11 protein-coding genes are annotated in these 13,859 nt (G+C 64.4%); 6 read left to right on the top strand and 5 right to left on the bottom strand.

The window, feature by feature from the left end; translation table 11 throughout:
• Positions 1-27 precede the first annotated feature (27 nt).
• Positions 28-2,328 carry a 5-methyltetrahydropteroyltriglutamate--homocysteine S-methyltransferase gene (gene metE / locus BLT16_RS14480; protein WP_089659226.1) on the bottom strand — a complete coding sequence of 767 codons (2,301 nt, stop codon included), beginning with the start codon at positions 2,326-2,328 and terminating at the stop codon, positions 28-30.
• 130 nt (positions 2,329-2,458) lie between these two features.
• Between metE and BLT16_RS14475 the strand changes: the two genes are divergently transcribed.
• Positions 2,459-3,373: a LysR family transcriptional regulator gene (locus tag BLT16_RS14475; RefSeq protein WP_089659225.1), complete on the top strand. Its 915-nt coding sequence runs from the start codon at positions 2,459-2,461 to the stop codon at positions 3,371-3,373.
• Positions 3,374-3,382: 9 nt separating this feature from the next.
• On the opposite strand, the gene BLT16_RS14470 is transcribed toward BLT16_RS14475, so the two are convergent.
• Complete coding sequence (locus BLT16_RS14470; protein WP_089659224.1) at positions 3,383-4,990, bottom strand: ATP-binding protein; 1,608 nt, start codon at positions 4,988-4,990, stop codon at positions 3,383-3,385.
• Positions 4,990-5,703: a winged helix-turn-helix domain-containing protein gene (locus BLT16_RS14465; protein WP_089659223.1), complete on the bottom strand. Its 714-nt coding sequence runs from the start codon at positions 5,701-5,703 to the stop codon at positions 4,990-4,992. Before BLT16_RS14465 ends, BLT16_RS14470 begins: the two co-directional genes overlap by 1 nt.
• Positions 5,704-6,185: 482 nt before the next feature.
• Between BLT16_RS14465 and BLT16_RS14460 the strand changes: the two genes are divergently transcribed.
• The 4 genes from BLT16_RS14460 (at position 6,186) to BLT16_RS14445 (ending at position 11,357) form a co-directional block, all read left to right on the top strand.
• The gene (locus BLT16_RS14460; protein ID WP_089659222.1) at positions 6,186-9,089 is read left to right on the top strand and encodes a ribonucleoside-diphosphate reductase subunit alpha; all 2,904 of its coding nucleotides are present in this window, start codon (positions 6,186-6,188) and stop codon (positions 9,087-9,089) included.
• A gap of 131 nt (positions 9,090-9,220) precedes the next feature.
• Positions 9,221-10,477 carry a ribonucleotide-diphosphate reductase subunit beta gene (locus BLT16_RS14455; protein WP_089659221.1) on the top strand — a complete coding sequence of 419 codons (1,257 nt, stop codon included), beginning with the start codon at positions 9,221-9,223 and terminating at the stop codon, positions 10,475-10,477.
• A gap of 102 nt (positions 10,478-10,579) precedes the next feature.
• Positions 10,580-10,876, top strand: a complete 297-nt coding sequence (locus BLT16_RS14450) for a hypothetical protein (protein ID WP_245701692.1) — start codon at positions 10,580-10,582, stop codon at positions 10,874-10,876.
• A 16-nt stretch (positions 10,877-10,892) separates the two neighbouring features.
• Positions 10,893-11,357, top strand: a complete 465-nt coding sequence (locus BLT16_RS14445; protein WP_089659219.1) for an NUDIX hydrolase — start codon at positions 10,893-10,895, stop codon at positions 11,355-11,357.
• Positions 11,358-11,578: 221 nt separating this feature from the next.
• Here BLT16_RS14445 and BLT16_RS14440 read toward each other — a convergent pair whose 3' ends face one another.
• Positions 11,579-11,998, bottom strand: a complete 420-nt coding sequence (locus BLT16_RS14440; protein WP_245701691.1) for a transcriptional regulator — start codon at positions 11,996-11,998, stop codon at positions 11,579-11,581.
• A 124-nt stretch (positions 11,999-12,122) separates the two neighbouring features.
• On the opposite strand from BLT16_RS14440, the gene BLT16_RS14435 reads away from it, so the two are divergent.
• The gene (locus BLT16_RS14435) at positions 12,123-13,604 is read left to right on the top strand and encodes a GGDEF domain-containing protein (RefSeq protein ID WP_176817245.1); all 1,482 of its coding nucleotides are present in this window, start codon (positions 12,123-12,125) and stop codon (positions 13,602-13,604) included.
• A gap of 1 nt (position 13,605) precedes the next feature.
• Here the strand turns inward: BLT16_RS14435 and BLT16_RS14430 are convergent, their stop codons facing one another.
• Positions 13,606-13,785, bottom strand: a complete 180-nt coding sequence (locus BLT16_RS14430) for a PLDc N-terminal domain-containing protein (protein ID WP_089659217.1) — start codon at positions 13,783-13,785, stop codon at positions 13,606-13,608.
• Between the last annotated feature and the right edge of the window lie 74 nt (positions 13,786-13,859).

The following is a 13,859-nucleotide window of genomic DNA, read 5'->3' as shown; positions in this document are numbered from 1 at the left end:
GGCCCCGGCGCCAGACGGGCCGTCACCTCAGGCGTGCTGGCGGCGCAGCTCGCGGGCCGCCTCGACCATGCCGGCCAGAGCCGGCTCGACCTCGGCCCAGCCGCGAGTCTTGAGCCCGCAGTCCGGATTGACCCACAGCCGCTCGGCGGGAATCTTGTCCAGCGCCTTCTCCATCAGTTGCACCATCCAGGCGACATCCGGAATGTTCGGCGAGTGGATGTCGTAGACGCCCGGACCGATCTCGTTGGGATAAGCGAAGTCCTGGAAGGCATCCAGCAGCTCCATGTCCGAGCGCGAGGTCTCGATGGTGATCACATCGGCATCCAGTGCGGCGATGGAGGCGATGATGTCGTTGAACTCCGAGTAGCACATGTGGGTGTGGATCTGGGTCGCGTCCTCGGCCACCGCCGCCGACAGCTTGAAGGACGTCACCGCCCAGTCGAGATAGCTCTGCCACTCGGCCTGACGCAGCGGCAGCCCCTCTCGCAGTGCCGGCTCATCGATCTGGATGATACGGATACCGGCTCTCTCGAGATCGGCGACTTCGTCGCGCAGCGCCAGGGCGATCTGCCGGCAGGTGCGCTCACGCGGCTGGTCGTCGCGCACGAAGGACCACTGCAGGATGGTCACCGGGCCGGTGAGCATGCCCTTCATCGGCTTGTCGGTCAGCGACTGGGCGTACTCGCTCCAGGCCACCGTCATCGGCTGCGGACGCGCCACGTCACCGTAGATCACCGGTGGCTTGACGCAGCGCGAGCCGTAGCTCTGCACCCAGCCGAAGCGAGTAAAGGCAAAGCCGTCGAGCTGCTCCCCGAAGTACTCGACCATGTCGTTGCGCTCGGGCTCACCGTGCACCGGCACATCGATCCCCAGCGCGTTCTGGCGCTCTACGGCAAAGGCGATCTCCTCGCGCATGCGCGCCGTATAATCGGCCTGGCTCAGCTCGCCGGCCTTGAACGCTCGCCGCGCCGCGCGGATATCGGCGGTCTGCGGGAAAGAACCGATGGTCGTGGTGGGGAACAGCGGCAGATCGAAGGCCCGGCGCTGAACGTGCGCCCGCTCGGGATAGGGGCTGGCGCGCTCGGCATCGGCGGGCGTCACCGCCGCCAGGCGCTCGGCCACTGCCGGGCGATGAATACGCGGCGAGGCGCTGCGGGCGTCCAGCGCCGCGGTGGCCGCCTCGAGGCGCGCACGGTCATCCGGGGTGGGTCGGTTATCGAGCAGCCGTGCCAGGCTAACGGTCTCGTCGAGTTTCTGACGGGCGAAGGCCAGCCAGCTCTTGAGCTCGGCATCCAGGTCGGTCTCGGCCGCGAGGTCCACCGGCACGTGCAGCAGCGAGCAGCTCGGTGCAATCCACAACCGCTCGCCGAGACGCATGCGCGCATCCGCCAGCCGCTCGCGCAGCGCCGCCAGGTCGGCACGCCAAATGTTGCGGCCATCGATGGCGCCCACCGACAGCACCTTGTAGCTGGGCAGATTGTCGATCACCGCGGTGAGCTGCTCGGGCGCGCGCACCGCATCGATATGCAGGCCATCCACCGCCAGACCGGTGGCCAACGTCAGGTTGTCCCCCAACCCACCGAAGTAGGTCGCCAGCAGCACCTTGACCGGGGTGCGGGCCAGGCGGCTATAGGCCGACTCGAAGGCCTGCCGCCACGCTTGCGGCAGGTCCTGTACCAGCGCCGGCTCGTCGAGCTGCACCCACTCCACGCCCTGGGCGGCCAGTTCTTCCAGCACCGCGGCGTAGACCGCCAGCACCCCATCGAGCAGACTCAGACGGTCGAGGCCGTCGTCACCCTTGACCTTGCCCAGCCATAGCCAGCTGAGCGGGCCGAGCAGGCTGACCTTGACCGCATGGCCGGCGGCCAGGGCCTCGTCGACCTCGCTGAACAGTCGCTGGCTGGCCAGGCGGAAGCGCTGTCCGTCGTGCAGCTCGGGGACCAGATAGTGGTAGTTGGTATCGAAGTACTTGGTCATTTCACAGGCGGCGGCCGGCTCGCCGCTGGGGGCACGGCCGCGGGCCATGCGAAAAGCGGTGTCGAGATCGATGTCGCCCTCGGCCACCTCGCGCTCGGCGCCAAAGCGCGGAGGCACCGCGCCGAGCAGCAGCGAAACGTCGAGAACCTGGTCGTAGAACGCGAAGTCGCCCACTGTGACCAGATCGAGACCGGCGTCGCGCTGCGCCTGCCAGTGGCGGGCACGCAGTTCGCGGCCCACCGCTTCCAAACCAGGGCGCTCCAGATCGCCTTTCCAATAAGCCTCGGTGGCGCGCTTGAGCTCGCGGTCGGCGCCGATGCGCGGGTAACCCAGAATATGTGCCAGTGCCATGTGCTAACCCTTAAGGTGATAAACCGATATGCTTTATGGCGATGTCGCCATGGAAGTGAAGGCAGTCTGGCTGGCACCCTTGGGTGAATCAAACTAAATTATTTAATCATCAACTTGAAGCCCATTCATCATGCTCGAGTTACGTCATCTCCGTACCCTGATCGCCCTGCGCGACGCCGGCTCGCTGGTGGAAGCCGCTGAGCGGGTTCACCTCACCCAGTCGGCGCTTTCCCACCAGCTCAAGGACCTCGAGGAGCGGCTGGGGAGCCCACTGTTCCTGCGCAAGACACGGCCGGTGGAATTCACCCGCGCTGGCCAGCGCTTGCTGGCCCTGGCCGAGCAGATCCTGCCTCAGGTGCGCATGGCCGAGCGCGACCTGGCCAGGCTGGCCGGCAACGAGCAGGGGCGACTGCACATGGCCATCGAGTGCCACAGCTGCTTCCAGTGGCTGATGCCCACCATCGACTACTTCCGTGACAACTGGCCGGAGGTGGAGGTGGATATTCCCGGCGGTCATCACTTTGACCCGCTGCCGGCGCTGGCCCGCGAGCAACTCGATCTGGTGATCACCGCTGACCCACAGCCGCTGCCCGGCGTTCACTACGAACCGCTGTTCCGCTATCAGGGCCTGCTGGCGGTGGCCAAGCAGCACCGCCTGGCTGGGCGCGCCTGGATCACCCCCGACGACCTGGCCGAGGAGACGCTGATCACCTATCCGGTGGAGCACGCCCGCCTTGATGTCTTCAGCCAGTTCCTCGACCCGGCCGGCGTCGAACCACAAGAGATCCGTACCGCCGAGCTGACCATCATGATGATGCAGCTGGTGGCCAGCGGTCGCGGGGTCTGCGCGCTGCCCAACTGGGCACTCACCGAGTACCTCGAGCGCGACTATGTGCGCGGCGTGGCGCTCGGCGAGGATGGCATGTGGAGCACGCTGTTTGCGGCGATCCGCGAGGAGACCCGCGACGCGCCGTGGATGGAAGACTTTCTGCGCACCGCGCGGGAAACGTCGTTTGCGGTACTCGAGGGGGTCAAGCCGGCCTGAAGCGCCGCCTCAGGTACCTCCCGGCAGTAGTAGGCTGAAGCGGGCACCACCCAGGGTCGGGCTCTCATCGACCATGACGCTGCCGCCGTGCCAGGCCATGACCTTGTGGACGATCGACAGCCCCAGGCCGTAGCCGCCCGAACGCCGGGTGCGGCTGTCGTCGAGCCGCGCGAAGGGCTTGAAGATCTCCTGGCGGTCTTTCTCCGGCACCCCGGGGCCATCGTCCTCGACGTCGATGCGCACCGCCCGCGCGTCGCTATGCAGGCTGATCAACACTCGCCGTTCGGCATGCCGGCAGGCGTTGGCGACCAGATTCTGCAGCGCCCGCTGCAGGTAGCGCGGTTCGGCCTCGATCTCGAACTCCTCTCCCGGCGCCAGCTCGAGGCGTAGATGCCCATGCAAACCGGCGAGCGCATCGATGACCCGCTGCACCATGGCCCGGCACTCCAGCGGCTCGGTGGCCAGCTCGACGCCGTGGGCCTGATCACTGCCCAGTCGCGCGTAGGTGAGTATCTCGTCGATCAGGCCGTCGAGCTCCTCGATGTCACCATCGATACCCGACAGCTGGCGCCGTACCGCATCGTCATCGGTCATGTCCTCGACCATCTGCACGGCGAAGCGAATCCGCGCCACCGGCGTGCGCAACTCATGGGATACCGCGCGAATCATCTCCTGCTGGGCGCGCAGCAGCGCCTGGACCTGAGCGGCCATGCCGTTGAAGGCCATCCCCAAACGGCCCAGAAAGTCACTGCTCTCGACCTTGACCCGAGTGTCCAGGTGGCCGCCGGCAATGCGCGTGGCCGCCAGCTCGAGTCGTGCCATGCGCGCTTCGACGCCGCGCACGATCAGGTAGATGATGCCGGCCAGCACACCGAGCATCAGCAGCAGCAGCAGCAGCGACAGCGACAGCGGCATCGGCTCGAAGGCGTGAATCGGGCCCACCTTTAGCCACTGCAGCGACTGCGGTGAATGCCCGCTATCGAGCTGCAGGAATAGCGTCAGGCTCCAGGCCTCGGGGGTCAGGTGAAGAATCGCCTCACCGGCACCGAGTCGCGCCAGCTGAGCGCTGTCGAGACGCCGCGGCGGTGCATCGTTGAGCGTGATCGGGAGTGCTTCACTGGAGAGCTCGGCTACGCGCTGATGGCGCAACAGCGGGTCGGCCAACCACTCGCCGAGCAGGCTCGCCATGCCGCGCAGCTGCGCTTCACTGATGCCATTGAGTCGCGCTTCGAGGGTAGTCGACTCACCGGGTAGCTGGATGAACAGCCGCCAGTCGACGCCACCCTTAGCGTCGATCAGCACTCGCCCGGCATCCAGTCGCGCGCGCTGAAAATAGCCGAGATCACCGCTACTGGGGGCATCATGCAGTTGGAATTCGACGTTGAGTTCGGTGCCACGACGCGCCAGCCACTGGCGACGCTGATCCTCGGCCTCGGCGCTCAGCTGCTGGGACAGCAGCCGCATCGGTGCATCGGCGAGCTGCTCGCGATACTGCTCGCGGCGCACCTGATCGACCAGCGTAAAACCGCCCAGCGCCAGCCCGAATGCCAGCACCAGCGCCAACGCCAGCAGCACATAGACGCGCAGGAAGGTACTGCCCGACAGCGAGCGCAGCATCAGCCGTCCTTGACGAACAGATAGCCCTTGCTGCGCACCGTCTTGATGCGATGCGGATGATTGGGATCGTCACCGATCTTGGGCCGGATCCGCGACACCCGCACATCGATGGAGCGATCCTGGCCGTCGTACTTGATGCCGCGCAGCTCGCTAAAGATCTCTTCACGGGTCAGCACCCGGCCGGCATGGCTGGCCAGCAGCCATAGCAGATCGAACTCGGCACTGGTCAAATCGATGCGATCCCCCTCCAGCCAGGCTTCGCGGGTGGCGCTGTCGACGACCAGATTATTGAAGGTCAGGCGCGCATCGCCGCTGCTCTCACCGCTGTCGGTGCGGCGCATCAAGGCACGCATTCGCGCCAGTAGCACCCGCGGCTGGACAGGCTTGGGCACATAGTCGTCGGCGCCCATCTCCAGCCCCAGCACTTGATCCATGTCATCGGTGCGCGCGGTCAACATCAGAATCGGCCCAGCATAGTCGGTACGCGCGCGGCGGCAGATCGATAGGCCGTCCTCCCCCGGCAGCATTAGATCGAGAATCACCAGATCCGGCTGCAGTGACACGATGCGCTCGACGCCGCGCGCGCCATCGCCCTCCACCGTGACCTGGAAGCCATTGGCCTCAAGGTAGTCCCGAGTCAGCTCGGCGAGCCGTTCGTCATCCTCGATGATCAGTACATGATCCTGGTCGTTGCGCTCCACGCGTTCTTCCATCCCGTCTGTCCATCCGTTGTTGGGGAAGCAGCTACTGCCGGTTACTGCTGCGCCGTTATCGCGACATCCTGCAACGTCGGCTTAACCGAGTCACTGCAGGGCCACATTGTTATTCGTAAATGATAACCAAGGATACCCGAAATAACCGAATTTGCAGCGAGCGTCTATCACGAAAGGTCTTTTTGGCCATTGCACCAGGTCAAGAAACGCTCTGCCATGCGGTCTGCCGATGGGCCTCGATTCACACCCAGGAGAGCCACATGATATACACAGCTTATCCACTTGATGAATACCCAGGGGCACACTATCTTGTGCTCGTGACCCATAGGAACACAAGATAGTGTGCTCCTAGCAAGTCACCCTTACACTGTCAACCTGCACCGACACTGCGTCAGGTGCCCCGTTTAAGCCCGCCTTATCGAGGGCGGCGAGGCGCGCCACGCGCTGCTTTCCAACCACCACCGCTAGGACGACACGGCGCCATGGATACCACTTTGACTCCCGGCAAGACGCCGGTGAACGTGACCGCCCCCAACCAGCTGCGGGTGATCAAGCGAGGCGGCGACGTCGTCTCTTTCGATGCCAGCAAGATTTCGGTGGCAATGACCAAGGCGTTCATCGCCGTGGAAGGCGACAACGCCGGCGCCTCGTCGCGGGTGCGCGACTTCGTGGCCCAGGCCTCGGCCGCGATCAGCGAGGCGTTCCTGCGCCGCATGCCCGACGGCGGCACCCTGCACATCGAGGACATTCAGGACCAGGTGGAGCTGGCGCTGATGCGCGCCGGCGAGCAGAAGGTGGCCCGCGCCTATGTCCTCTATCGTGAGGAACACGCTCGTGCCCGCGCCGCTGCCGGCGGCGACATCGAGAAGCCCCACCCGACCCTCAACGTTACCGCGCTGGACGGCAGCCGCCGCCCGCTCGACCTGGGCCGCGTCGAGACCCTGGTGTTCGACGCCTGCGAGGGACTGGCCAACGTTGATCCCAACAAGATCGTCGAAGACTCACTGAAGAATCTCTATGACGGCGTGACCGTCGACGGCGTCTCCCAGGCGCTGATGATGACCGCGCGCACCCTGGTCGAAAAGGACCCCAACTACACCTACGTCACCGCGCGCCTGCTGCAGGACAACCTGCGCCGCGAGGCGCTGTCGTTCCTGGATGTCGCCGAGGAGGCTACCTACCAGGAGATGGCCGAGCTCTACAAGCCGGCCTTCAAGGCCTATATCGAGCGCGGCATCGGCTTCGAGCAGCTCGATGAGCGGCTCGCCGAGTTCGACCTCGAGCGCCTCGGCGACGCGCTGGATCACACGCGCGACATGGCCTTCACCTATCTCGGCCTGCAGACCCTCTACGACCGCTACTTCATTCACAAGGACGACGTGCGCTACGAGCTGCCCCAGGTGATGTTCATGCGCGTGGCGATGGGCCTGGCGCTCAACGAGGATGATCGCGAAGGGCGCGCCATCGAGTTCTACGAGCTGCTCTCCAGTTTCGACTACATGGCCTCGACGCCGACCCTGTTCAACTCCGGCACCCAGCGCAGCCAGCTCTCCAGCTGCTACCTGACCACGGTGCCCGACGACCTGGACAGCATCTACAGCGCGATCCGCGACAACGCCCTGCTCTCCAAGTGGGCCGGCGGCCTGGGCAACGACTGGACGCCGGTCCGCGCGCTGGGCTCCTACATCAAGGGGACCAACGGCAAATCCCAGGGTGTGGTGCCCTTCCTCAAGGTGGTCAACGACACCGCCGTGGCGGTCAACCAGGGTGGCAAGCGCAAGGGCGCGGTGTGCGCCTACCTCGAGTCCTGGCACCTCGACATCGAAGAGTTCCTCGAGCTGCGCAAGAACACCGGCGACGATCGCCGCCGCACCCACGACATGAATACCGCCAACTGGGTGCCGGACCTGTTCATGAAGCGGGTCTTCGACGACAAGGAGTGGACCCTGTTCTCGCCGGCCACCTGCCCGGATCTCCACGACCTCTACGGCGCCGCCTTCGAACAGCGCTACGAAGAGTATGAGGAGATGACCCGCACCGGCCAGCTCAAGCTCTACAAGCGCGTCAAGGCCAAGGATCTGTGGCGCAAGATGCTCTCGATGCTGTTCGAGACCGGCCACCCCTGGATCACCTTCAAGGACCCCTGCAACCTGCGCAGCCCGCAGCAGCATACCGGGGTGGTGCACTCCTCCAACCTGTGCACCGAGATCACCCTCAACACCAGCCCCGACGAGATCGCGGTGTGCAACCTGGGCTCGGTGAACCTGGCCCAGCACGTGGTCGACGGCCAGCTCGATGACGCCAAGCTCAAGCGCACCGTGCGCACCGCCGTGCGCATGCTCGACAACGTCATCGACATCAACTACTACGCGGTGCCCCAGGCACGCCAGTCGAACATGAAGCATCGCCCGGTGGGGCTCGGCATCATGGGCTTCCAGGACGCGCTCTACGCCCACGGCATCGCCTATGCCAGCGAGGAGGCGGTGACCTTTGCCGACCGCTCCATGGAGCTGGTCAGCTACCACGCCATCGAGGCCTCCTCGGATCTGGCCGCCGAACGCGGCCGCTACCAGAGCTTCGAGGGCTCGCTGTGGAGCCAGGGCGTGCTGCCCATCGACTCCATCGACAAGCTCAAGCAGGAGCGCGGCGACAAGTACATCGCCGTGGACACCTCGACGACCCAGGACTGGAGCCAGATCCGAGCCAAGGTCGCCGAGCAGGGCATGCGCAACTCCAACGTCATGGCGATCGCCCCCACGGCGACGATCTCCAACATCTGCGGCGTGTCGCAGTCGATCGAGCCCACCTACCAGAACCTCTATGTGAAATCGAACCTGTCGGGCGAGTTCACCGTGGTCAACGCCTACATGGTCAACGACCTCAAGGAGCGCGGCCTGTGGGACGAGGTGATGATCAACGACCTCAAATACTACGACGGTAGCGTGCAGCCGATTGAGCGGGTCCCCGAGGACCTCAAGGCCAAGTACGCCACCGCCTTCGAGGTCGAGCCCAAGTGGCTGGTGGAGGCCGCCTCGCGGCGCCAGAAGTGGATCGATCAGGCCCAGTCACTGAACCTGTATATCAAGGGGGTCTCGGGCAAGAAGCTCGACGTGACCTATCGCATGGCCTGGTACCTGGGGCTCAAGACCACCTACTACCTGCGTGCCCTGGGCGCCACCTCGGTGGAGAAGTCCACCGTCGAGCGCGGCAGCCACAACGCCGTGGGCAGTGGCGCACCGTCAGCGGCACCCGCGCCGGCCGCCGCCCCGTCAGACACCGCCGAGCCGCGCGGCGTCGAGGACTTTCTGAGCGGCAAGGCAGGCAGCGGCTCACGCGCGCCCTCGGCCGGCGATCTCGACGAGCTAGGCTGCGAAGCCTGCCAGTAACGACCAAGAGCGAAGAAGGAAGACGGCGCTGCGCGCCGATGAAGAGGAAAGAGCATGGCGGTACTCCCCTCTTCCGCCCGAAGGGCGCTTCCTTCTCATCTCTTCCATCTATTCCGAGGAACGAGGACAACATGCTGAACTGGGACGAATTCCACGAGGACGACAGCGCAGTCGCTGAATCCAGCCCGCAGTATGCGGCGCCCAAGCCGGCGCCGGCCAAACCCGCTGCGGAACCAAGCGCCGAAGAGGCCCCTGAGGGCGGCACTGGCAATCGCTACCAGACTGCAGACGATGAGCGCTTGGCGCGAGCCCGCAAGTCCCTCGATGAGCTCGACGTGGCCGCCGGCCTCGAAGAGCTCGAGATGGGGGCGGCGCGCATCGAGGTCGACGACAAGCAGATGATCAACGCCCGCGCCGACTTGAACCAGCTGGTGCCGTTCAAGTACGAGTGGGCCTGGCAGAAGTACCTGGACGGCAGCGCCAACCACTGGATGCCCCAGGAAGTGAACATGAACGCCGACATCGCGCTGTGGAAGAGCCAGGACGGCCTGACCGCCGACGAGCGGCGTATCGTCGAGCGCAGCCTCGGCTATTTTTCCACCGCCGACTCGCTGGTCGCCAACAACCTGGTGCTGGCGCTCTACCGCCTGATCACCAACCCCGAGTGCCGCCAGTACCTGCTGCGCCAGGCCTTCGAGGAAGCCATCCACACCCACGCCTACCAGTACTGCGTAGAGTCGCTGAGCATGGACGAGGGCGCGGTCTTCAACATGTACCGCGAAGTGCCCTCGGTAGCGGCCAAATCGGCCTGGAGCCTCAAGCACACCCAGTCGCTGTCGCGCCCCGACTTCCAGACCGGCACCCCGGAAACCGACCAGGAGCTGCTGCGCAATCTGGTGGCCTTCTACTGCGTCACCGAAGGCATCTTCTTCTACTGCGGCTTCAGCCAGATCCTCTCCATGGGCCGCCGCAACAAGATGACCGGCGTTGCCGAGCAGTTCCAATACATCCTGCGCGACGAGTCGATGCACCTGAACTTCGGCATCGACATGATCAACCAGATCAAGATCGAGAACCCGAACCTGTGGACACCCGAGTTCCAGGACGAGGTAACCCAGATGATCATCGAGGGCACCGAGCTGGAAATCGCCTACGCCCGCGACACCATGCCCCGCGGCGTGCTGGGCATGAACGCGGCGATCATGGAGGAGTACCTGCACTTCATCTGCAACCGCCGCCTGGCGCAGATCGGCTTGAAAGAGCAGTACCCCGGTGCCAAGAACCCCTTCCCGTGGATGAGCGAGATCATCGACCTGCGCAAGGAGAAGAACTTCTTCGAGACCCGCGTCACCGAGTACCAGGTGGGCGGCGCGCTGAGCTGGGATTGAGCCCTAGCGTGAAGGCGCCCTCCTCGCGGGGAGGGCTGCTCTGCCCCTACCACCATGCGTTAGCCCCTACGAATGCCGACCACCCCAATGGAGGGCACTGCCATGAGCGCACCTCTGGCAATCGAGCAGGACGTTTCCCGACAGTGGCAACACGCGCTGGACCGCGCCCTGGCGGCCCACGAGCAGGAAAGCGCGACCGCCTACTATACCTACATCGCGCTGGCCTTCCCCGCGACCACTCCCTATACCAGCGACACCAATCCGCTGATCGATTTCCGCTCGCTCAAGGCCTGGGCCAGCGAGCGCGGCTGGCGAGTGCTGCCGTCGCGTCAGGCGTCGCCCAGCGACAAATACAGGCCACCGGTGCGCTTCCAGCGCTACGCGTCATCGCTGCATTGAACGACGAGGGGCTTCCGTGAAGCATCCGGTAAGCGCTACCCGCTCCCTGCATATCGCGGCTGCGATCATCGTCGATGATACGGGACGCCTGCTGCTGGTGCGCAAACGCGGCACCCAGGCCTTCATGCAAGCGGGGGGCAAGATCGAACCCGGCGAGTCGGCAGCCGCGGCACTCAGACGAGAACTTTACGAGGAGTTGTCACAGCGACCAGCGCGTCTCGCCTACCTGGGAGAGTACCAAGCCCCCGCGGCGAATGAGCCCGGCCTGCACGTTCGTGCCCAGCTGTTCCGGGTCGACATCGCCGGTGGCGTGACACCCGCCGCCGAAATCGCCGAAGTGCGCTGGGTGACGCCACACCAGGCGCTTGGCCTGGCGCTGGCCCCCCTGACCCGGCATAAGGTACTGCCCTGGGTCGTCACGAATGCGTCTCAAGTGTCGCAAGCGGATATTGAAATATCGCCGCTTTCAGGCGCAGACTAACGAGGCTGTCAGTCATCGTGATCACTGCCCTCAGCGAGGGGCACGACTGAGTTAGGAGGCCATATCACCATGAGCAAGAGCATCATCGAACGCGTCTATGTTCCTACCCACGTGCGTCAGCTCCCCAATGGCGAACGCGTCAAGATTCCCGGGCATTACAGGAAGCCCACGACCGACTGAGCGATACCGCCACGCTAGCCACCGGGCCCTCCGTACCCCGATCAGCGTGGCTTGACGCCGGACGCCACGGCCAACGCAGTCACCACCTCGCGAAGCGTATCGCGTTGCTGCTCAGGCAGCGCCCGGTAGGTGTCCAACAGCTCGCGTTCCTCATCACTTATTTCGGCTCTCCAGGCAGCCGGCGGCTCACCGACGCCCGGGTCGTCCGCTGCCCCATAACGTAACTGCTGCGGCTCCACCTGCAGCCACTGTGCCAGGACCATCAGCTTATCCTGGCTCGGCATGGACTCGCCGCGCAGCCAACGACGCACCCCCTGAAAAGTGATGGGCTTTCCCCAGAAGCGCAAATTGAACTCGCGCTCCAGTATTGAAGGCCTGGGATCATACCCCGCCTCCCGCATGGCCTGCTTCAACCGCTCGGCAAATCGTCTTTTATCATCCATGCCGCGAATGTGAAGCATTGGTTCAACCCAGGTTGAACTTCAATTCAATTTAGGATTAAACTACTGGTTCAATCCGCTCGTTGTACCCAATGCACAGGTAAACGCGGTGTCGGCTTCGCGCCGGGGGGATGAATGGATGGATATGAGTGTAGACCCTTCGCTACCTCAGCCTCGCCTTGGTGACCTGGCGGCCCTGCTCCCGGAACTGACATGGCTCGGCTCGGCAACCGAACAGGATGCCATTCTCCAGCGCCTGGGGGAGCTGCTCGCCGAGCTGACCGGCCACCCCGTGGCGTTATATCGCTACCACCCGAACGGTCAATCTCACCTCATTCATCACTTGGCATCTGCACCGTGGGGGACGTCCACAGCGACGCCAGAGAGCCTTGCCATCGGCCCTGATCGCCCGCTGCGCCTCCCCAGCGACGCACCCCATTGGGGCTATGTGCGATGCCACACGGTAGGGCTGGCCCTCGAGACGCGGCAGGTGTTGACCTTGATGCTGAATATCGCCGGCCAGCGCTTGCGCTACTTGAAATCACTGCACTACGAGCGTCACCGCGAACAGCTCAAGGCCAAGCGCCGCCTCATCATCAGCGAGATACGCCAGATGCGTGATGCCTACGAGCTGATCAACCGCCACGGCGGCCACTGGCTCTCGCTGATGAATGCCCAGGGCGTTGTCATGCTGCTGAATGACCAGCAAGTGGCAAGTGGGGAGACGCCCTCGGCAGCGACGCTGTTGCAGCTGAAATCGGCCCTGGATGCGATGCCGCAGACAAGACGTACCGCCAGTGTAAGCGAGTTGCCCAACGAGATGGCGGCAGCGTTGCCGCGCTCAAGATATGGCGACTTGCTTGCCGTACGCATGACCGTCAATGAGAAGACGCTGGGCTGGCTGGCACTCTTCAGACTGAATGAGCCGCCCCCTCCCTCCGTGAACGACAATAGCCACCAGCATGCCGCTTGGCTGGCGAGCGATACGCAAATCGCCCAGGACCTCGCTGATGACATCGGGGTTGCACTGTCGGTCATCGACATCATGCACGCCAATCGAAAGCTGATCAGCACCAATGACCGCTGGAAACGACTGGCTCACCGCGATCCGCTGACGGGCTGCTGGAATCGCTATCGCCTGGATGTCGCCCTCTCCGAGGCCATGGCGCAAAGCGCCTATCGTGGCGATCCGTTGTTCTTGCTGCTGATGGATATCGATGATTTCAAGTCGATCAACGATCACTATGGCCACAGCGTGGGCGACGACGTGATCGTCCACGTCGCCAGTTTGATAAAACGCTGCCTACGTCGCCAGGATAGCTGGGGGCGCTGGGGCGGGGAGGAGTTCATGGTCATTCTCTCGGGAGGTACCGCCGAGCACGCTCGCGGGATGGCCGAGCGACTGCGTGCCGACATCGCCCGAACGCCCTGCCCCACTCACGCATGCCGCATCACGATCAGTATTGGCGTGGCGCGCTGGCAGCCTGGCTTGGGGCACCGTCAACTGATCGAACGTGCTGACGATGCCATGTACCTGGCCAAACGGCGCGGCAAGAATCGGGTGGTAACGGCGGAGAAAAGTACCAGCGAGGCTCTCTGGGGGCCGACCAACCCGCCCGCTCGCTAGGCTACCCCTTGGGCCCCAACAGCAACCAGAAGATTAACCCGATCAGCGGGAAGAACAGCAGGATCAGGATCCACAGTAGCTTGGACACCGGCCCCGCCGAGCTTTTGGCCACCTTGACCACGGCCCATATCACGATGATCAACCAGATCAGGCCCAGCAGGCCACCGACTTCGATTCCCATAGTGCACTCTCCTTTGCAGTTAAACGGGCTTCCCTGTGCATGGTAAGCATAGACGAGCCGACTTGCACAGCCGT

Origin of the sequence: Franzmannia pantelleriensis (genome assembly GCF_900102875.1) — a bacterium.
GTDB classification, from domain to species: domain Bacteria; phylum Pseudomonadota; class Gammaproteobacteria; order Pseudomonadales; family Halomonadaceae; genus Franzmannia; species Franzmannia pantelleriensis.
The sequence above is the reverse complement of the archived record's forward strand: the minus strand, read 5'-3'. Positions and strand labels throughout refer to the sequence as shown.

What these genes read in the sequence shown, in the direction of transcription:
- metE (WP_089659226.1), bottom strand. Translation starts at nt 2,328, where the DNA reads ATGGCACTGGCACATATTCTGGGTTACCCGCGCATCGGCGCCGACCGC.
- BLT16_RS14475 (WP_089659225.1), top strand. Translation starts at nt 2,459, where the DNA reads ATGCTCGAGTTACGTCATCTCCGTACCCTGATCGCCCTGCGCGACGCC.
- BLT16_RS14470 (WP_089659224.1), bottom strand. Translation starts at nt 4,990, where the DNA reads ATGCTGCGCTCGCTGTCGGGCAGTACCTTCCTGCGCGTCTATGTGCTG.
- BLT16_RS14465 (WP_089659223.1), bottom strand. Translation starts at nt 5,703, where the DNA reads ATGGAAGAACGCGTGGAGCGCAACGACCAGGATCATGTACTGATCATC.
- BLT16_RS14460 (WP_089659222.1), top strand. Translation starts at nt 6,186, where the DNA reads ATGGATACCACTTTGACTCCCGGCAAGACGCCGGTGAACGTGACCGCC.
- BLT16_RS14455 (WP_089659221.1), top strand. Translation starts at nt 9,221, where the DNA reads ATGCTGAACTGGGACGAATTCCACGAGGACGACAGCGCAGTCGCTGAA.
- BLT16_RS14450 (WP_245701692.1), top strand. Translation starts at nt 10,580, where the DNA reads ATGAGCGCACCTCTGGCAATCGAGCAGGACGTTTCCCGACAGTGGCAA.
- BLT16_RS14440 (WP_245701691.1), bottom strand. Translation starts at nt 11,998, where the DNA reads ATGCTTCACATTCGCGGCATGGATGATAAAAGACGATTTGCCGAGCGG.
- BLT16_RS14435 (WP_176817245.1), top strand. Translation starts at nt 12,123, where the DNA reads ATGAGTGTAGACCCTTCGCTACCTCAGCCTCGCCTTGGTGACCTGGCG.
- BLT16_RS14430 (WP_089659217.1), bottom strand. Translation starts at nt 13,785, where the DNA reads ATGGGAATCGAAGTCGGTGGCCTGCTGGGCCTGATCTGGTTGATCATC.